Genomic DNA, 21,314 nt, shown 5'->3' with positions numbered 1-21,314 from the left:
TCATAATCAGCAATCTAGAGAATTCAAGACCTGTTACATTGTAATAATCAAGGAATCAAGTTGTTGTTATAATTAGATGATAATTCATCAATATATAGCGTTTCTCGGACTCATGAGGTACACCTAACTTCTGCCTCCTGCCCCCTGCCTTCTGCCTCAAAGAGATAACTTCTGTACCTCACAAGTATGGGAACTGCTATATAGCAATAAAAATGTTTGTAACTCTACAACACAAGCTGATTAGTGCAGTCATTTTAGGAAGTATTTGCTTACAACCGCTTATTAGTAAAGCGTTACCAAAAATAGAAGTTCTTAACAAATTAGATAATGTACCCACCTTTACTATCGTTGATAGAGAAGGAAACCCAGTTCCTCTAGAGCTAAGATTGCAAAACAATTATCCCAATAATAATCAATCACTTGCTTTAGCTTTTATTAACCCTCAAGATGCGATCAATACCCTATCTCGCTTAACCCAGAAAAATCCACAACTAACCAATAATGTTAGCGTCATTCCTGTTAGTTTAAGAGAAATTTATGAGCTTCTAGAGGAAAATAACAACCAGGAACCTCCCATTCAAATTGTACCTATTATGTCGGAAATTCCGGCAGCCATTGCTCTATTAAGGGGTGAAGGAGTCAACCTAGACAACCCCGAAAAAGTTGGAGTACCTTTATTCTATGCTGTGGTTGGTGAAAAAGAAGACTATATGATTTTACAAAATAATAATAATCAACCCTACATCCCTTTTTATTGGACCAAAAAACAAGTAGAAGAAGACATTAATCTCTACAGACAGCAAGCTTCAGTTACTGAGTCCCCGTCAATTAAAATTAAGACCATACCTTTGAGTCAATTTGTTGAGACTATAGTAAAAACTAACAATGACACTGTCAAAATTATGCAGATAGTGCCTTCCGCAGAGCAAATTAATACAGCAAATCAACTAAATCAATAAACCTTAAACTATCATGAAAAAGCCATCTAAATTATTGATTTCAACATCAATTACATTTTTAGTATTAGGACAATTTACACCATTAGTTATGGGTTATCCTGGTAATCAACAAAGATACGATTGTTATCGCAAGAGTAATAATCAATTTGCCTTTGGTTCTCCCAATAATGTATCTAATAACAACATTCTTTGTACTCCTAATCCTAATTATCGTCCCAGAAATAGGTCTTCACAACAACGTCCATCATCAAACACAAGAAGGTCATCTAGAAGAGTTTATCAGAATATTTATCAAAGGAGTAGAAACAATACAGGGGAAAAAATTGCCATTGGTTTAGGGAGTTTTGTTTTTGGAACATTAGTAGGAAATTCTCTATCACCTCGTTGGGGATGGGGTGGTTGGAGTGATTGGGATGGTTGGGGTGATAACATTTATATCGATGACAGCGTTAATTATATCGATTTCGGGGATATTAATGTTGATATTGGTGATGTTAACGAGCTTGATTCCAGTATTCAAGATATCGATTTGATCGAAATTGATGCAAGTGTTGATCAGTTTTCTGAAGATGACTTTGGAGATGATAACTTTAATGATGGTGATTTCGGAGGGGATGATTTTGGGGGGGATGATTTTGGAGGAGATGATTTTGGAGGAGATGATTTTGGAGGAGATGATTTCGGGGGAGATGACTGGTAAACCAGGACAAATACTGTAAGTACCGTCCTGAAATTGATATACTTTTTATAATAAATCTTAATACTTAGCCTGCAACGTTATCACATCCATGAATAGTACCTTCCTCAATCATCTCAATAGTCCTCAACGTCCCGTACTTGTGTTTGACGGTGCAACAGGAACCTCATTACAAAGTCAAAACTTGACTGCAGAAGACTTCGGAGGACCAGAATATGAAGGATGCAACGAATATCTAGTTCATAGCAAACCCGAAGCAGTGAAAAAGGTACACCGAGGGTTTTTGGAAGTGGGTGCAGATGTTATCGAAACCGATACCTTCGGAGGAACTTCTATCGTCCTTGCAGAGTATGATTTAGCAGATAAAGCTTACTATTTGAATAGAAAAGCAACTGAAATCGCCAAAAAAATGGCAATTGATTATTCTACTCCAGAGAAACCCCGTTTTGTTGCCGGTTCTATGGGTCCAGGGACAAAGTTACCCACCTTAGGCCATATCGACTTTGACACCCTAAAAGACTCTTACGTTGAACAAGGAGAAGGGTTATACGACGGAGGTGCAGATTTATTACTGATTGAGACTTGTCAGGATGTGTTGCAAATAAAAGCCGCTTTAAACGCAGTAGAAGAGGTTTTTGAGAAGAAGGGAAAACGGTTACCCCTGATGGTTTCAATCACAATGGAAACTATGGGGACAATGTTAGTAGGAACAGAAATAAGCGCAGCTTTAGCCATTTTAGAACCCTATAACATAGACATTTTGGGACTCAATTGTGCAACTGGTCCCGAACAGATGAAAGAACATATTAAATATTTATCGGAACATTCTCCTTTCATTATTTCTTGTATTCCCAACGCAGGTTTACCCGAGAACGTGGGGGGACAAGCGCATTATCGTTTAACTCCTATAGAATTAAAGATGGCGTTAATGCACTTCATCGAAGATTTAGGAGTACAAATTATTGGGGGATGTTGTGGAACTCGTCCTGCTCATATTCAATCTTTATCAGAACTTTCTCGAGAATTAACACCCAAAGAACGTCATCCTGACTATGAACCTTCGGCAGCTTCAATTTATAGCACCCAACCCTATATTCAAGATAATTCCTTCTTGATTATTGGGGAAAGATTAAACGCCAGTGGTTCCAAGAAATGCCGTAAATTGTTAGATGCTGAAGACTGGGATAGTTTAGTTTCCTTAGCTAAATCTCAGGTAAAAGAAGGGGCCCACGTCTTAGATGTGAACGTGGATTATGTGGGACGAGATGGGGTGCGAGATATGCACAATTTAGCCTCTCGTTTAGTCAATAATGTTACCCTTCCTTTGATGTTAGACTCCACAGAATGGCAAAAAATGGAGTCAGGTTTAAAGGTTGCTGGTGGTAAATGTATTCTCAACTCCACCAACTACGAAGATGGAGAGGAACGGTTTATTCAGGTATTAGAATTAGCCAAAAGATATGGTGCCGGTGTGGTAGTTGGAACCATCGATGAAGACGGAATGGGACGTACCGCAGACAAGAAATTTGAGATTGCTAAACGTGCTTACGATGCAGCTGTAGAATACGGAATTTCTGCCCATGAAATTTTCTTTGACCCTTTAGCATTACCCATTTCAACAGGGATAGAAGAGGACAGGGAAAACGGAAAAGCTACTATTGACTCCATAAAACGCATCCGAGAGGAATTACCTGGTTGTCATATCCTCTTGGGTATTTCTAATATTTCCTTCGGTTTAAACCCTGCCGCTAGACAAGTTTTAAACTCGATATTTTTGTACGAGTCAATGCAAGTAGGTTTAGACGGTGCTATTGTTAGCGCAAGTAAAATTTTACCCCTAGCAAAAATTGAAGAGGAACATCAAAAAGTTTGTCGGGATTTAATTTACGACTTGCGAGAGTTTGATGGTGAGATTTGTACTTATGACCCCCTGACGAAATTAACAGAACTATTCGCAGGGAAAACAACGAAAAAAGATGCTTCTCAAACAGCTAAATTACCCATAGAAGAACGTTTAAAACAACATATTATAGATGGGGAAAGGTTAGGGTTAGAAGAGGCACTGGAAACCGCTTTAAAACAGTATCCTCCCCTAGATGTAATTAACGTCTTTTTATTAGATGGAATGAAAACAGTCGGGGAATTATTTGGTTCCGGACAAATGCAGTTACCTTTCGTGCTACAGTCTGCACAAACCATGAAAGCTGCTGTTGCTTATCTAGAACCCTTTATGGATAAAGAAGAAGGAGAGAGCAATGATAGTGGCAAAGGAAAATTTGTCATTGCAACCGTGAAAGGGGACGTTCATGATATCGGTAAAAATTTAGTTGACATCATCCTCTCTAATAACGGCTATAAAGTCATTAATCTAGGGATTAAACAACCAGTAGAAAATATTATCCAAGCTTATGAAGAACATCAACCAGACTGTATCGCTATGAGTGGTTTGTTGGTGAAATCTACAGCATTTATGAAGGATAATTTAGAGGTCTTTAATGAACGAGGAATTGACGTTCCTATTATTTTAGGAGGTGCCGCATTAACGCCAAAATTTGTCTATGAAGACTGTCAAAATACCTATAAAGGTAAAGTCGTTTATGGAAAAGATGCTTTCTCTGACCTACATTTTATGGACAAATTAATGCCAGCAAAAGCATCAAAAAGCTGGGATAATTTGCAAGGATTTTCAGGAGAATTTAATGAAGAAAATAGTCTCTTTCAAGAAGAAAGGGGCGAAAAAGCGGCTGAAAAAGTTGCTGAAAAAAATGGTAAATCTGGGGATTCAGAAACTCCAATAGTTATCGATATAAAACGATCAGAAGCAGTTGAAATACTGGAACCAGCAACGCCGCCATTTTGGGGAACAAAAGTCTTAAAACCAGAAGAATTTGACTTAAATGAGCTTTTCTGGTACCTGGATTTACAAGCATTAATAGCAGGTCAATGGCAATTTCGTAAACCTAAAGAACAGTCACGGGAAGAATACGAAGAGTTTTTAGCAGAGAAAGTTTATCCCATTTTAGAAGAATGGAAACAGAAAGTAACCTCAGAAAACTTGTTACATCCTACGGTAATTTACGGTTACTTTCCTTGCCAATCTCAAGACAATAGTTTACTAATTTACGATCCAGAAATTGTTAAGAATGCTGACAATAAAATCCCAGAAGATTTAGAACACATCTGGAAAATAGATTTTCCTCGTCAAAAATCTGGTCGTCGTCTTTGTATTGCGGACTTCTTTGTTACCAAAGAATCGGGTAAAATAGATGTCTTTCCCATGCAAGCCGTTACAGTAGGGGAAGTGGCTACAGAATACGCTCAAAAACTATTTGCAGCCAACGATTACGCCAACTACCTCTACTATCACGGTATGGCTGTGCAAACCGCCGAAGCCTTAGCGGAATGGACACACGCCAGAATACGCCGAGAATTAGGATTTTCTGAGAAAGAACCCGATAATATTCGAGCAATGCTGAAACAACACTATCAAGGTTCCCGTTACAGCTTCGGATATCCCGCTTGTCCTAACATCGAAGATCAGTATAAACAATTAGAAGTCATGGGGTGCGATCGCATTAATATGTATATGGACGAAAGCGAGCAAATCTATCCAGAACAGTCCACCACCGCCATTATCGCCTATAATCCTGTGGCTAAATACTTCAGTGCCTAAAACCCCTAATCCCCTGCTACATCTTCTTCAATTTTTCTCTGACTGGATATGATTAAAGGGTTGGTTGTTGCAGGGGAACTAGGAAACTCTTGACCTCAACTAGAAAGAGATAGAGAAAATTTCTAGATCAAAACAAAATGTTACGAAATGCAAAGTATAATGAGTAAGACATAAACCTTTAGAGAGAAAAAAAATAGATGCGAGTTGCGATCGCCGGTGCCGGTTTAGCCGGACTTTCATGTGCCAAATACCTAGTGGATGCAGGACACACCCCTGTTGTCCTAGAGAGAAGAGATGTCCTCGGTGGTAAAGTAGCCGCCTGGAAAGATGAAGACGGAGACTGGTACGAAACAGGACTCCATATCTTCTTCGGGGCCTATCCCAATATGTTGCAATTATTTAAAGAATTAGGAATTGAAGATCGTTTGCAGTGGAAAGAACACACAATGATCTTCAACCAACTGGAAACTCCTGGAACCTACTCACGGTTTGATTTCCCCGATATTCCTGCCCCAGTTAACGGTATTGTGGCTATTTTACGCAATAACGATATGTTGACCTGGGAAGAGAAAATCAAATTCGGTTTGGGTTTACTCCCTGCCATTATACGGGGTCAAAGCTACGTTGAAGAGATGGATCAATATTCCTGGTCCGAGTGGCTCAAAAAACAAAATATTCCCGCTAGGGTAGAAAAAGAAGTCTTTATCGCCATGTCAAAGGCCTTAAACTTTATTGACCCCGACGAAATTTCTGCCACCATTCTTTTAACTGCCCTCAACCGCTTCTTACAAGAGAAAAACGGCTCTAAAATGGCCTTCCTCGATGGTTCCCCCACCGAGAGACTCTGCCAACCACTAGTTAATTACATTACCGAAAGGGGCGGAGAAGTGAGACTAAATGCCCCCTTAAAAGAAATATTACTCAACGACGATAACACCGTCAAAGGGTTCCTTCTCAGAGGACTCAACGGGCAACCCGACCAAGTATTTGAAGCCGACTTGTATATCTCTGCTATGCCAGTTGACCCCTTAAAGGTGATGCTACCCAAACCTTGGCGACAACTAGAGGAATTTAATAAATTAGAAGGGTTAGAAGGGGTTCCTGTGATTAACCTCCATCTTTGGTTCGATCGCAAACTCACCGACATCGATCACCTCTTGTTCTCCCGTTCCGACCTACTTAGCGTCTATGCGGACATGAGTAACACCTGTAAAGAATACGCCGACCCCGATCGCTCCATGTTAGAGTTAGTTTTAGCTCCGGCACACGATTGGATCACCGCCTCCGATGAAGCCATTATTGATGCCACAATGGCAGAAATTAAACGACTCTTCCCCCAACACTTTACAGGAGAAGACAGAGCTAATTTACTCAAATATCACGTTGTTAAAACCCCCCGTTCTGTCTACAAAGCTACCCCCGGCAGACAAGCTTATCGTCCTTCCCAAAAAACTCCCATTGCTAACTTCTACTTGGCAGGGGATTTCACCATGCAAAAATATTTAGGAAGCATGGAAGGAGCCGTATTATCCGGTAAACTAGCCGCCCAAACCCTAGCGCAAGACTATCCAGCCAAAAAGTCCCCATCAAGCTCTGAAGAGACCAAAGAAGCCTCTTTAGTCTAGTTATTGAATTGTCACTGACCAAGAACTTTGTCCAACATAATGACGAAACGGTCAATGAATGGGACAATGCTAAAAGTCTAACGGTCATAAAATCCCATTACATACCGATTACTATAGAAAACCATTCTGCCTGTGCTGAATGCTACAATTGCCTAAACCCACCCAACCCCCCAAAATGCTGGCCTCTGTGGAAGAGTCCTACGAACGTTGTCGTCAAATTACCCAGAAATATTCAAAAACCTTTTATCTGGGAACCCTGTTAATGCCACCAGAGAAACGACGGGCTATCTGGGCGATCTATGTTTGGTGTCGCCGTACAGATGAATTAGTCGATGGTCCCCAGGCAAAATTTACCACCCCAGAAACCCTACAACAGTGGCACAACCATCTTGAACACTTGTTCAAAGGAGAACCCCTGGACGACGAGGACGTTGCCCTGGTGGATACCTTACAACGGTTTCCTGTGGAAATAGAACCCTTTGAGGACATGATTGCCGGACAACACATGGATCTCTACCGCAACCGTTATGAAACGTTTGAAGACCTGAAACTTTATTGTTATCGGGTGGCAGGAACGGTAGGATTAATGTCTAATGCTGTCTTAGGAATAGAGAAAAACTCCTCTGTTAGCCCTTGGAATAAAGAAAATGAACCCTATATTCCTAAAGAAGAGGCCATCGCTTTAGGTATTGCCAATCAATTAACCAATATCTTACGGGATGTGGGAGAAGACGCTCAACGGGGACGTATTTATTTACCTTTGGAAGATTTAGAGCGTTTCAACTACACAGAAACGGATTTGTTGAAAGGAGTCATCGATGATCGTTGGCGCGAGTTGATGCGTTTTGAGATCCAACGAGCCAGACAATATTATAAGGATGCAGAAAGGGGCATTCGTCTGCTTTCAAGGGACTCTCGTTGGCCAGTTTGGGCTGCTTTGATGTTATATCAAGGTATTCTCAATGTCATCGAAGCCAACGATTATGACGTGTTCACTCAACGAGCTTTTGTGAGAACTCCCAAAAAAATGCTTTATATTCCTCTTGCGTGGTTAAGATCCCAGGTTCTATAAACTATATTTTATTTTCTAGATTGGGTGGTGTTGTTAACTTGTCAACTCCCCCTTTTTGGTTTTTGTTTTACTCAAATTCTTAAAAATAACTAGACTCACATCTTGCACCTTCGATAAAACTGGCTAGTTTGTAAGGGTTCAGCTATCAGCCATCAGCTGAAACATATCAATCCCTATCATCTACTGTGAGTAAGATTAAACGAATGCTTAACGCTTTAATCTCTTAGCTAAAAGCCGAACGCTGTGCGATAGCGCCGAAACGGAGTGAGGAACTGCTGACTGCTGACTGCTGACTGCTGTGCGATAGCGTCGGAACGGAGTGAGGAACTGCTGACTAATTTAAGTTTTTCTATACTTGTGCAAGATATCAGTAGACTGACTTTACCAGGAACTTTTAAGCAGAAATCAACGTCAGCAACAGCATTGACATCTAATTTTAGATTACATTTTCTATGACAAAAACTTCATAGCTTATTTTACATCGGTTGTTGTCAACTAATTGGCAGTTGACAAACCTTCGAGTTGTGATTAATATCTTACGGATGCCATCATTAGCCTTAATCCAAGAATTAATTGATTCTGTCAACCAAGGCAAAACCATAGAAAGTGATTAATTAGTATATTATGAAAGTCCTGATTGCTGATTTCGATTTATTTAGTAAGGTTGGCGGTGGTCAAACCTTTTATCGGAGTATTATTAAAAAAAATCCTCAAATTCAGTTTTATTATCTGGCAGAAAAAGAACCTGCAAACAGTCCTAAACCAAGCAATGCTAGGGCTATTCCCTACAAAGAACAATTTTTACTTAGTGACTTTAAAAACTTTTTTGAAGTAACACCCCCTAAATGGGTAGAAAAAGCTTTTGTGATGGCTAGTAACATCGCAGCTTCTGTTGCTAATCAACAATTCGACATAGTTGATGTACCGGACTATGATCAGTGGGGTATGTTTTTAAAGCCGGCATTACAACAGTATCAAGTAAAGTTTAATCGCCTCGCATTGTCGATGCACGGTAAAATATCCAAAACCCTCACTTTAGATTGGTTTGACTGGGGAAAAGCCAATATTCCTCTTGATCTGCAAGAAAAAATGCAGTACAAAGTTGTGGATATTCGCTACGGAATTAGTAAAAGTTATTTGGATGAATGGCGAGAGGATATAGCGGAATTTAACAGTTATTATTATCACCCTCTACACTTTTTTGATCTTCCGCGGCCTACTTTTTGCTTACCATCGGAACAACCTCCAAGTCTCAATTTTATTGGTCGAACAGAGAGAAGAAAAGGACCAGATATTTTTATCGATTTGGTTTGGTGGTTATCGGATAAAAGCTACAGTAAAGCGCAAGTTATTGGACCAAATAGTTATAACTCGGATCAAACAAAATCCTCCGAAACTTATTTGAGAGAGAAAATAAATAATCGCCACAAAAAATTATTTGTATGTCCCCCAATGAAACGGGCAGAATTAGGGGAATTATTTGCCAGTAAGTCCTTGAGCTTTTTGCCTTCCCGATACGATACCTTAAATTTAGTAGCTTTAGAATCTCTATTTTCGGGGTGTCCGACAGCTATTGGTAGTGGTGCAGGAGTCTGTCGTTTTCTAGAAGAATCCTTCCCAGAAATTCCTTTTATTAAGATTGATATTGATAATATTTATAGCTCTCTTGGGGATATTCAGCAAGTTTTAGATAATTATGAGGATTACAGGCAAAACTTAGTCAATAAAATTTCCAACGCTGACTTAGAAATTAAAGATCCAACCTTAGAAGATATCTATAACAGTAGCACCAGTTGCCACCAGGAAACAGAGTCAGAATTAAACCAATGGTATAGACAACTATATAGCTATTGGGAAGCCTGTCAACTTGGGTTTAGCTTATCGAAAATTCCTGTTGTTAAAGAGGTTAAATCTCAGCTTAAAGCTCAAATCAAACCTACTTATAAGCAACTGAAAAAAACATTAGGAGAAACAAAAGCTAGACTCAAAAAACCCCTCGAAGATACGAAAACGGCTCAAACTGTTAGGTCTGTTAACCTCTATAAACGCTATAAAAACCTATTCAATGCCTCAGAATTAAATCAAAAAGATTTAGGTAACAAAGTTAAAGACGGTTGGAAATTAGCTTCTGATTTTGCTTCGGAACAACAAGGGTGGCGCGACAAGCTGAGAAATGGTTATCGTGTGGATCGGGTGAGGGCATGGCGTGAACTTGCCCGTCTCGAAGAATTACGGGGCAATGATTTAGTGGCAGCCACCTACAAGCTAAGGGGTTTCCGTCTCCTAGACGGCGATCGCTTTGGGGATCTTTCCTATGTCTTAAGAGTGTTACAGGATAAAGGTTTTAGCCGTGAAGTAGAAGTTATCGAAGCAATGTACGGGAAAACAGGGCAAAGGGAAGAAAGATGTTATGATTTCATCGAAAAAGCCCGTCAAATGAATCTACACAACCAAGATTGGGAATACGAAATAGTAGATGATCGCCGAGATAAATCCAACTATCGCGTCAGTGTTATCGTTTCCTTGTACAATGCAGCGGATAAGCTACCCCTATTCCTGAAAACCTTACAACATCAAAGCTTGATGCGATCAGGGTTTGGAGAAGTTATTTTAGTGGATAGTGGTTCCCCAGGGGATGAATACGAAGTTTTCAAACAACTGGCACCAGAATTAAATTTATCCATACTTTATGTGCGATCGCAAGCTAGAGAGACTATTCAAACCGCTTGGAATCGAGGTATTTCCCTGGCCAAATCACCCTATTTATCCTTTTTAGGTGTGGATGAAACTATCTTACCAGACGCTCTAGAAACCTTAGCTAATGAGCTAGATAATAACCTAGATATTGATTGGGTTATCGGTCATAGTTTAGTCACTAATGTGGATAAAAAAGGCAACTGGGTGGACGACATTATGCCCTATAAACGTACCCCCTACAAACAGGATTTAATCTATTTAGAAACCTGTTATTTATCTTGGGTTGGTGCTTTATATCGTCGCTCGATTCATGACCGTTTCGGTTACTATGATGGCACATTTCGAGGAGCAGGGGACACAGAATTTAAGAGTCGAGTATTACCTCAGATTAAGAGTAAAGTAATTGATAGAACTTTGGGAGTTTTTTGGAATTATCCCGACGAAAGAACCACCCAAAGTCCTGCGGCTGAAATCGAGGACATGAGAGCTTGGTACGTTCATCGTACACTAGCCGGTGTTCGCTATGCTTTTGCCAATCGTAGTGCAGAAGAATTAGAACAATTAATTTACTTATCTTTAGCCTATCGTAAATCCTATTGCGGTCATGTTAGTAGCGATTTAGATTATGCTTATAATTTGAGTTTGTACTTAAAAGAAATTAACCCCCAATCACAAGCTTTACAGTATTTTAGGGGCATTGAAACTTTATTAGAAGCTTATCGTTCTCTAGACTGGATGCCTAAATTATCTCGATTTTCACCGTTTAAAAAAGTTTTACAAACTCAAAAATTAGCTAAGCAAATAGAACAGGAACACTTAGGTACTTGGGATGAAGAAAAATCCCTAGGTTTGAAACCAGATTATCGAATTTTTAATGATAATCGTCACGAACAGCACGCATTTCTATGGTTAACAAAAGTGGAGAAATTCGAATCATGAAAAAACTTAAAGAGTGGTTAAAAGCGAAACTTAGTAAAGGTTTAGCACCAGAAATTGATCAACAATTAGGACTTAATCAAAAACTCGAAGAAGTCCGAATGTATGGCATTTCTCCTTGGTATCAAGGCAACTTTTGGGAGCCTCCTGTACAATTAGCTCTCAGGGACTTGTGTTGTCCTGGGGATGTCGTTTTTGATGTAGGGGCAAACTTTGGCGGTTTAACCACCGTTATGTCTCGTATGGTTGGACCTAAAGGGGTGGTTTGCTCCTTTGAAGCAAGTCCTCGCATTGTTGATAAATGTCAGAGAAATATTGTTCTTAGTGGGTGTAGTAATGTGCAGTTATTTCATGCTGCTGTTTACTATAAATCTTACAGTAAAGTTCCTATTTATTTAGGTAGTCATCTCAACGATAGTATCTACGCAGAACAATCCACAGGAACGCAAGGTTATGAGGTTTCAACTATTGCCTTAGATGATTTTGTAGAGCATATCAAATTAGTTCCCAACTTGGTGAAAATGGACATTGAGGGTGCTGAATTCGATGCTATTAAGGGTATGAGTAAAACCATTGAGACAGCTAAACCCCACTTAATTTTAGAAACCCAACCAGAAGATACTCGTTGTTTAGATTTCTTGTTAGAAAAAGGGTATATTTCCATCGATTTGAATACTTATCAAATTATTGAAAATGCCAAAGATTATCCCCCAGGAGTAGGTATCCGCAACAATCTTTATATTCATCGAGATCGTTTATCGGAAGTTCCCTATAATCCTCCTTTTAACTTTCAGGAAATAACCACTTTAGATGCAGAGGATTTTCAAACTAAAGATAAGATTTCCATTGGCTTAAAAAGTCCTTTGATTTTGGATAGAGGACGTTATCTAATTGATGTATTCTTTACAGCAGAGGGAACCAATAACGACTTAACTTGTGGTGTTAAAATAGGGGACAAGCCTATCTTTCGTTATCATGCCTATAGTAATCTATTAGCCTCTAGTTATCGTGATTGGATAATTCATATTTCTGAGACAACAAAAATTGACCTTTATTTTGATTTTCTCAACGAAACTTTTGATGACACACTCTCAATCCAAGGGGCAAAGATTACTGAAATTAAGGACTTTAAAAATATGGATACTAACCTTTATTTCTAAGATTATCTTTTAATAATAACATAAAAACTAATTTGACATCATGCTAGTCCCACTTTTGAGTTTTTTCATAGGATCTATTTTGTTTGGGTGTATTTTTTTCACCCAGACTAACCAAAGTGCCTTAAAAAATTTCCCTAGTCTTTATAAATTAACCAATCAATCTTTACTTATTTGGGGAGTTAGTTGTATTTCTCTAACCTTAATGTTAGGAATAGTTGGTTATCTGGGTTATATAGATGCCAATCCATTGAGGATTTTAAGAGTATGTTTGGGTCTTTCAGGAATTATTTTCCTTGGGTTTAATTTTATAAAAGCTTTTGATTTACAGCATACTAAAAATTTCAAAAATCTCAATCAATTACTTGATAAATTAATAGCTAGTCTATCGGTCATTAAGATAGAAACAGTCCTAACTATCTTGTCAGGATTAGTTTTGACTTCTATTTCCCTAATTAGTTTTTTTGATGCCAATTATGGTGGGGATGCTTTTATGTATCACATACCATTTGCAGCTAGAGTGTGGGGGATTATCTCTCCTGAACAATTTACTTTTGAAAAAAATATTGAGCATCGTTTTCAAGGCTTTCCTTTATTAGCTAACTGGTTACAAGGACTATTTTGGACTGTTTTTCGTAGGCCAGAAGCAACTAACTTATTATGCTATTTTAGTTTATTAACTTTTATCGCCTATCTCAAATTTTATATCAAAATACCTTTCTATTTAGCCTCTCTTTCTATGTTGGCAATCCCTATGGTTCATATGCACGCAGGGAGAAGCTATATTGACTTACCAGGTAACGTTTGTATTTCTATACTAATTCTAACAACTTACTTTTTATATACTAATAAAGTTAAATTTAATCAAAAAACTGCCTTGCTTATCTTCGTTTCAGCTACTATGGCGGCTAACACAAAATTTCAGTTAATGCCAGTAGTTTTCTTGATTTTATGTGGCGTTTTACCAAAAATAGTTCTTCAATGCTGGAAAGCAAATGCTAGTAGTCAAAATAGATTCATTAAATTATCACAAACTTTATTACTCTGTTCCTTAGCAAGCGTAATTATATTTATCACACCCATAAAAAATATAGTAGTTTACTCTAACCCATTTTATCCAGTTAAAATAGAAATCGCAGGAATTGTTCTCAATCATAATGAAGCACCTCCTAGCTTTATGCACGAAAACCTCAGGAAACTTCCTCGTCATTTACGTTGGGGAAGATCAGTATTAGAAATTGATGCTTTTGACAGCAGAAGGCCTTGGCCTTGGACTTTAGCAATGGACTTTATTTCTTGGGATGAAGAAAGATTTGGTTTGGGGGGTTATTTTGGAGGTTATGTTGTTTTCAACCTCTTATTATTTATTTATTTATGCTGGAGAAAATTTGATATTGAGTCCAGGGTAGCAGCAATTATTATGGGTTTAATAACCTTATTTACCCCTTTATTTCCCCAAGCTTATGAATTAAGATACTATATGTATTGGATGATGGTTCTTGTTAGCTTGAACTGTTATTTAGTCTGCCGTATTACTAAAGAAAAACCTGCCCAAAAGTTTATTAATCCTCGAAATTTTGGATTAATTGCCACAGTATTTATGGTGATTTTTATTACCAAAACTCGTTACTTTTTTACAATTCCTGAATTTGCTTCTTTTGATCAGCAAGTAAAAAGAACGGATATAATTGACCAGGATATGCTTAGAAGCATCAAAGACGGTGAAGAGGTTTGTATTGTTGGAAAAGCACCTCATCCTTTCCTATATACATCTTACTTTCATCCTCCCTATGAATATTCAATTATGGCTGAGTTTGACTTACCAGAAGTTGTTGAAGAACGATGTAAAGGTAGAAAAATTTTGAAATAAGTGTAAGAAATTTGTTCTTATTCCAAAAAATATATAGCTTTTATCGGACTCATGAGGTACACCTAACTCCTGCCTCCTGCCCCCTGCCTCCTGCCTCAAAGTGATAACCTCTGTACCTCACAAGTATGAGAAATGCTATAAATCACTTATCTACCATATAAAAAATATTGGTTCAACAAATGCTAAAGTTTGAAAAATATCCTCTTGTATCTCTAGCTACTATTATAATTATAGCTTTCCTTTTAAGGGTATTATTTTTAGGAAATATTCCTAACGGTTTTTTTACCGATGAAGCATCAAATGCTTATGATGCTTATTCTATTCTTAATACCTCACGGGATCAATATGGAGAGTTTTTACCTCTATATTTTAAGTCAGCTAACGATTACCGTGAAGGACTTTTTATGTACCTCATGGTTCCTTTTATTAAACTATTTGGATTAAACCCATTTGGAGCTAGAATAACCTCTGCTGTCATCGGAACCTTAACTGTTTTTATTGTTTATCATCTAGCCAAAGAAATTTTTAATCAGAAAACGGCTCTATTATCTGCTCTATTTTTAGCCGTATTACCTTGGCATATTCACTTTAGCCGTGTTACTTTTCGAGCTATCTTAGTTCCATGTTTATTTTGTTTGGCCTTATTATTATTCTTTAAAAGTCTTAAAAACCCTAAATGGTTAATTGGTTCCAGTTTTATATTTGCTCTTAGTATCTACACCTATAATTCAGCCAGAGTTTTTATACCTTTATTTATGTTGTGTTTAATCTTCACCTATAGAGAACATCTTTGGAAGAATAAACATTATACATTTTTAGCTTTGATTACTTTTTCTGTATTGTTTATTCCTCAACTAATCTATCAATTATCCCCCGAAGGAATGGCAAGAGCTAATACAGTTGGTATTCAAACAGACTTTAATAAAATTGTTAGTGATTATTTTTCCTATTTTAATTTCGATTTTCTATTTTTTGAAGGTGATCCCAGCCCTCGTCACAAGATTAATAATACTGCTGGACTTTATAGTTATCAAATTCCCTTACTTTTAGGAGGTTTACTTCTTTTAATCCGAGAAAAAACCCCTGCCAAATATATATTGTATTCTTGGTTAATATTGTATCCTATTCCTGCTGCTTTTATCTCTCCAGATAGTGCGGTTAGAACTTTAGTGGGTACTCCCTTATTTGCAATAATATCTGGTTATGCTACTAGCAAAATAATTGAGTTTTCTCCGGGGATCTGGAAACAAGTAGTTAGCTTTTTACTGATAGCAATTATATTTACTAACGTAGCCATCTATTCTCAGAGATATGTATTTGAATACCCCCGTTGGCACACAGATGTTTGGTTATCAACTCTAGGAGAAACCATCAGCTATGCTGATAAAACTTCTTATGAATGTATTGTTTATAGTGATCATGTTTACGGAACTTATGCTTATATATTAATTCCATTTTTCACCCAAATGCCTCCCAATGAATACCATAAATATGGGGTGGACATCGTAACTAATAAGTTGGACATGGGAAGATGGCAAATTAAAGATATGGAAAAAATAGAAACATTAAACACAAATTGTCTTTATCTCCTTTATGGAGAGTCTAATAGTGATCAACCTTTAGGAGAAGATGGAAAAATTATAGAGAATAAGGGTTATCAAGAAAACTTTATTCATTCTTTTAGAGACATCAATGATATTGAACGTTATCGCCTAGTTACAGTTGAAAAAAAGAGCTAAAGTTATTAATTAATCAGTAGTCGGACATATAGCAGTTCCCATACTTGTGAGGTACAAATTTTTCTAGTTTTAGGAGTCAGGAGTCAGGAGTCAGGAGTTCCTCACTCCGTTCCGGCGCTATCGCACAGGAGTCAGGAGTTATAACCTAAATATTGGGTGTACCTCATGAGTGTGAGAAACGCTATAAATGCAGTATAATTGACAAGAGTATAGACCATAGCATAAAGGTACATACGGCTTACTTATCAGGATATTAACGACAAGGAAATCTTAAATTACAAGCTATTCGTCAACATTTAGCTTGTTAAGAAATATAAACTTTTCGTAACGTTAAACGTTGCTTGTTGTATGAAAAACTCCTCCACGCAATCATCCTTCTTTCAACAATTTCGTCAACAAATTAAATCAGCATCCCCTCCAAAAACCGAAGAGTCCGTTGTTTTCCGTGCTTTAGTGCAGTGTTTAGTTATTGTAGGTATTATAGCCACCGATATAGCAGCAGGAACTCAGATGAGTTTTTGGGCCATTCCCTTAAGTATTATGGGGGGAGTTTGGAGTTGGTACCGTCGAAAAGAACGCAATATTACCCTAAAATTTTTCTTAGCTATCGCTATGTTAGGGGTACTTTGTTTCTTTTTAATTAACCTAGCAGGAAACCTCAATGATAGCCGTTTGGTTTTAGCAGAATTGTTAGTTCAACTGCAAGTTTTACATAGTTTTGATTTACCAAGACGTAAAGACTTAGGCTATTCAATGGTTATTGGATTGATTTTATTAGGGGTTGCAGGAACCATTTCTCAGACAGTTAGTTTTGCTCCTTGGCTAATATTATTTTTAGTAATAGCTATTCCCACATTAGTTCTAGATTATCGTTCCCGCTTGGATTTAGAAGTGATTGATAAGGAGTTTAAAATCCCTTTTCAGTCTCAGAAAAAATCTAATAAAACTGTTAATTATTCCCCTATTTCTTTTAAAAGTATTGCTGTATTAATTGGCATTACTTTAGTGTTTGGCTTAACTATTTTTACCCTAATGCCAAGATTTCCAGGGTATCAGTTACAAACATTTCCCGTTGATAGTCCTTTAGATGCAGATAGTCAAAAATTCCAGGGACAAAATAAGGGAATTATTAACCCAGGTTACAATAATCAAAATCAAGGATTGCAGCAAAATAGATCGGGACAAAGTAATGATAATTCTGAAGGAAAAGGAGAAGTTGATGACACATATTATTACGGATTTAATACTAAAATTAATCAGAACTTACGGGGAGAAATGACACCCAAAATTGTCATGAGAGTGCGATCACAATCTCCTGGATTTTGGAAAGCTTTATCCTTCGATCATTACACGGGACAAGGGTGGGAAATTACTAACGACGAAGATTTTGATACTGTTAAACGAGATTCTTGGTCTTATAAATTTTTCCTGAGATTTCCTAACACTTCAATAAAAACAAAACGAGTTATCCAAAGTTACACAGCAGTAGCGGATTTACCTAATATTATTCCTTCCCTTTCTTTCGCAAAATATCTTTATTTTCCAGCGCAAGAAATCGGAGTTGATGATCTCGATAATCTGCGATCGCCGGTAGGTTTAGTAGAAGGATTAACCTACACAGTTATTTCCGAGGTTCCCTATCGGGATCGAACCGAACTGCAAAAATCTCCCCCCGATTATTCCGAGAAAATAAAGACAACCTATCTCAATATTCCCCCAGAAATTGAGGATAAAGTTAGGGAGAAAACCGAAGAAATTCTAAGTAAAACAGAAAACCCTTTTAACTCACCCTATGAAAAGGTTTTATTCTTAACCCAAGCGGTTAAACAACAATATCAAATTCGAGAGGATTTACCCTTTTTTAATGAGAATGAAGACTTAGTTGAATCCTTCTTGTTTGAATACGAAGGAGGTGTTCAAGATCACTTTGCTTCTGCATTAACAATCATGCTACGATCGCTTGGTATTCCTGCTAGGGTAACAGTAGGTTTTGGGGCAGGAAAATTCAATCCCTTAACGGGTTTTTATGTGGTTAAAAACACCGATGCTTACGCGCTAACCGAGGTCTTTTTCCCTCATTATGGTTGGTACGCTTTTGATGCCATTCCTGGTCATGATTTATTCCCACCCTCTTTAGAAGAAGACCAAACCTTTAGCGTTTTAAAACAATTTTGGAACTGGATAGCTAGTTGGTTACCTTCCCCAGTAGCTAACTTTTTCAATCTTATCTGGACAAAAATAATTGTAGGTTTTATCAGTTTCTTGGTGTGGTTATGGCGATTTGTTTCTAGTGGTTTAATAGGGACATTAATTGGACTTTTATTAGCTGTTGGTTTTGGCTTTTTGGGTTGGTTAGGTTGGGGACAACTGAGGAAATTAGGTTACTATCGTCGTCTGGCAAAATTACCCCCAATGGTGCGATTATACGAGGAAATGTTAAGGGTACTGAAAGCAAAAGGTTATCCCAAACACTCCGCACAAACTCCCTTAGAATACGTTAATGTATCCTACCAACAACATCCCCAGGAACAAGCAGAAATTATTAACGAAATTTCCTCTGCTTATGTTAGTTGGCGATACGGAGAAAATGATCAAAATGTTGACTATTTAAAGCAACAGTTTAAAGCTTTAGTTAACAGTTTGAAACGTAATAGTTAATCTGTATAACTCAGCATTTTTTAACAATGCTGGAAGTCAAGTCACCCCTAACCCCTCCCAGGAGGGGAACTTAGAATTTAACAAGGTCACACGTCAAAATATTTATCAGATAAAATAGATTATTATAAAACTCATGGGATAAACTTATCTGTTAACCCGAAACTCCGAACCAATAACAGTACAATGTTCAACTTTCCTTATATTCCCCGTGAAGCTGCTGAAGCATTGCAAACGAAACTCACTAAACAGTTAGAAAACAAGCAAACTAACTCGCAATATTATGTTTTTCTGGTTTGGGGTATTGGTGGAGTTGGGAAGACAACCTTAACCAAAAAATTGGCAGAAGATCAGAAAGATATCGCTGATTTTACTATGGTTTCTTTTGGCAGAACCGCAGGTATTGGTAACAGCATAAAACTAATGGATGTTTTGTATAAGCAGTTACCTGATAATAAATTTTTAGGAATTAAATCATTTCCTAGTGACCCATTTAAAAAACTTTATCAAAAATATTGGGACACTATTCATGAGTTAGAGATTACATCAAGTCAAGGCAAAGAAGAGGTTGATCCTGAACAGCAAAAATTAGTAAAACAGTTAATTAGTGAGGGTGCAAGTGGATTTGCTAAATTTACTCCTGCGGCTGCTCTACCTGAAGCTACTGTTAAGAAAACGGCTGAAACTGTTGTTGATACTGCTGGAATTATTTTATCAGAAGCTGATAGAGTTAAAAAGTTATTACAAGAACATAGGAAGACTAAAGATAAACGAGAGTTAAAAGAATTGATATTAGAACCTTTACCTAAGCTAACTGAGGCGTTTCTTGAGTCTTGTAAGCAACATAATAAACCAGTTATTTTAGTGTTAGATACTTATGAAAAGGTTTCTCCTGATGTTGATGCTTGGTTATGGAAATATTTAATAGGTAATGCTAACTTTACTGAGAGTAATGTTTATGTTGTTATTGCTGGCAGAAATAACATCTTAAAAAATGAATCATGGCGAAAGTTACAACAGGATACTAATTTTATCTATGATCGTCCTTTGGAAAGATTTGATCAGGGACAAACAGAAACTTATTTACAATCAATCGATATTAGTAGAGATAAGTCAACCATCAAACAAGTATTTAAAATAACCAAAGGTTTACCTTATTATTTGGGTAAAATTAGAAACAGAAAAGAACGAAAAGAAAACATTGATTTCTCGCAGTTAAATCAAGACATTGTTAGTTTATTACTCCAAGGTTTAGATAATACACAAAAACGAGTTATTTCTCTGTCTGCTTGTTGTCGTTGGTTTGATAAAAAAGTGATAAAATATTTAGTTGAGCAACAACAAAATTTAGAGTTTAAGAACGAAGAGGATGAAAAAGTAAATTGTTTTGAATGGTTGATAAAGCGAGATTTTGTAGAATATATTAATGGTAAATATCGCTTAGATGATGTAGCGAAGGATGTATTTAGACAAGAACTTTGGCGAGAAGATGAACAAGAATTTAGACAAACTCATCAACAGTTAGCTGACTATTTTAAAAAGAGAAGAAATGAACAACTTTATGATAATAGTTCCCCTGCACAACAACATGATAATCCCAGATGGCGAGACTATACCAGTGAATTTCTCTATCATCAGTTATATGCAGGAACAAAAGAGAGTGAGATTGAATTGATATCTTGTTTATTTACGTCACGGTATTTTAAACAGGATGATATTGTGAAAATGCCAGTAGAAGATATTATCAGTGAATTAGATATCTATAGTGACAAAGATACTCTGTTAATCTATCCTTTAAAGAAATGTTTACAAGAAATAAGGATAGCTATTGATCAGAGTTATTATGTTTTAGAATCAGAATCCATACCTTATGAGTTATTACAACCATTTAACGATCTAAAAAAAGCAGATATTGATCAAGCTTTAAGTCGTTGTTTTCGTTATCTTCATAAGTTGACAGGAATGGCTAAGTTTGCAGGATTACTATATAAATCAAAACGCTGTCAAGCTTGTCAAAAATTGGATTATTTACAGCAAGCAAAAACTGAAGCAGAAATGATTGTCACAGAAGACGATCCAGAATTTAATTGTGATTTATTTTTATGGAATTTGGGTAATAATTTCTATGAATTACAAGATTATCAGCAAGCAGTTGATTGTTTTCAAATTGCTGTTAAGTTTAAACGAAGCTTCTCAAAAAGTCTGGGGGGACTCGCCGAAAGTTAGGGGACAAA

Annotated in this window: 11 protein-coding genes; all 11 read left to right on the top strand. The window is 37.1% G+C overall.

The genetic code is table 11. The features are described from left to right. Nucleotides 1-212: 212 nt before the first annotated feature. Entirely contained in the window at nucleotides 213-959 is a 747-nt protein-coding gene (locus tag P9B04_RS13265; RefSeq protein ID WP_342055467.1) for a Tic22 family protein, read from the top strand. 13 nt (nucleotides 960-972) lie between these two features. Then, entirely contained in the window at nucleotides 973-1,659 is a 687-nt protein-coding gene (locus P9B04_RS13260; protein WP_342055466.1) for a hypothetical protein, read from the top strand. Nucleotides 1,660-1,747: 88 nt separating this feature from the next. Further along, entirely contained in the window at nucleotides 1,748-5,329 is a 3,582-nt protein-coding gene (gene metH / locus P9B04_RS13255) for a methionine synthase (protein ID WP_342055465.1), read from the top strand. Nucleotides 5,330-5,526: 197 nt separating this feature from the next. After that, on the top strand, nucleotides 5,527-6,954 hold the full coding sequence (gene pds / locus P9B04_RS13250; protein ID WP_342055464.1) for a 15-cis-phytoene desaturase: 1,428 nt from the start codon (nucleotides 5,527-5,529) through the stop codon (nucleotides 6,952-6,954). Between the two features lie 139 nt (nucleotides 6,955-7,093). Beyond that, nucleotides 7,094-8,026: a 15-cis-phytoene synthase CrtB gene (crtB, locus tag P9B04_RS13245; protein ID WP_342055463.1), complete on the top strand. Its 933-nt coding sequence runs from the start codon at nucleotides 7,094-7,096 to the stop codon at nucleotides 8,024-8,026. A 624-nt stretch (nucleotides 8,027-8,650) separates the two neighbouring features. Beyond that, nucleotides 8,651-11,662, top strand: a complete 3,012-nt coding sequence (locus tag P9B04_RS13240) for a glycosyltransferase (RefSeq protein WP_342055462.1) — start codon at nucleotides 8,651-8,653, stop codon at nucleotides 11,660-11,662. After that, nucleotides 11,659-12,819 (top strand): FkbM family methyltransferase, encoded by a 1,161-nt coding sequence (locus P9B04_RS13235; protein ID WP_342055461.1) that lies wholly within the window; start codon nucleotides 11,659-11,661, stop codon nucleotides 12,817-12,819. Before P9B04_RS13240 ends, P9B04_RS13235 begins: the two co-directional genes overlap by 4 nt. 40 nt (nucleotides 12,820-12,859) lie before the next feature. Next, nucleotides 12,860-14,686: a hypothetical protein gene (locus P9B04_RS13230; RefSeq protein WP_342055460.1), complete on the top strand. Its 1,827-nt coding sequence runs from the start codon at nucleotides 12,860-12,862 to the stop codon at nucleotides 14,684-14,686. A gap of 179 nt (nucleotides 14,687-14,865) precedes the next feature. Further along, nucleotides 14,866-16,425 carry an ArnT family glycosyltransferase gene (locus P9B04_RS13225; protein ID WP_342055459.1) on the top strand — a complete coding sequence of 520 codons (1,560 nt, stop codon included), beginning with the start codon at nucleotides 14,866-14,868 and terminating at the stop codon, nucleotides 16,423-16,425. A 348-nt stretch (nucleotides 16,426-16,773) separates the two neighbouring features. Further along, entirely contained in the window at nucleotides 16,774-19,083 is a 2,310-nt protein-coding gene (locus P9B04_RS13220; protein ID WP_342055458.1) for a transglutaminase TgpA family protein, read from the top strand. A 183-nt stretch (nucleotides 19,084-19,266) separates the two neighbouring features. Beyond that, the gene (locus P9B04_RS13215; RefSeq protein ID WP_342055457.1) at nucleotides 19,267-21,306 is read left to right on the top strand and encodes a hypothetical protein; all 2,040 of its coding nucleotides are present in this window, start codon (nucleotides 19,267-19,269) and stop codon (nucleotides 21,304-21,306) included. Nucleotides 21,307-21,314 lie beyond the last annotated feature (8 nt).

Origin of the sequence: Crocosphaera sp. Alani8, from assembly GCF_038442745.1 — a bacterium.
GTDB lineage: Bacteria > Cyanobacteriota > Cyanobacteriia > Cyanobacteriales > Microcystaceae > Crocosphaera.
The sequence above is the reverse complement of the archived record's forward strand: the minus strand, read 5'-3'. Positions and strand labels throughout refer to the sequence as shown.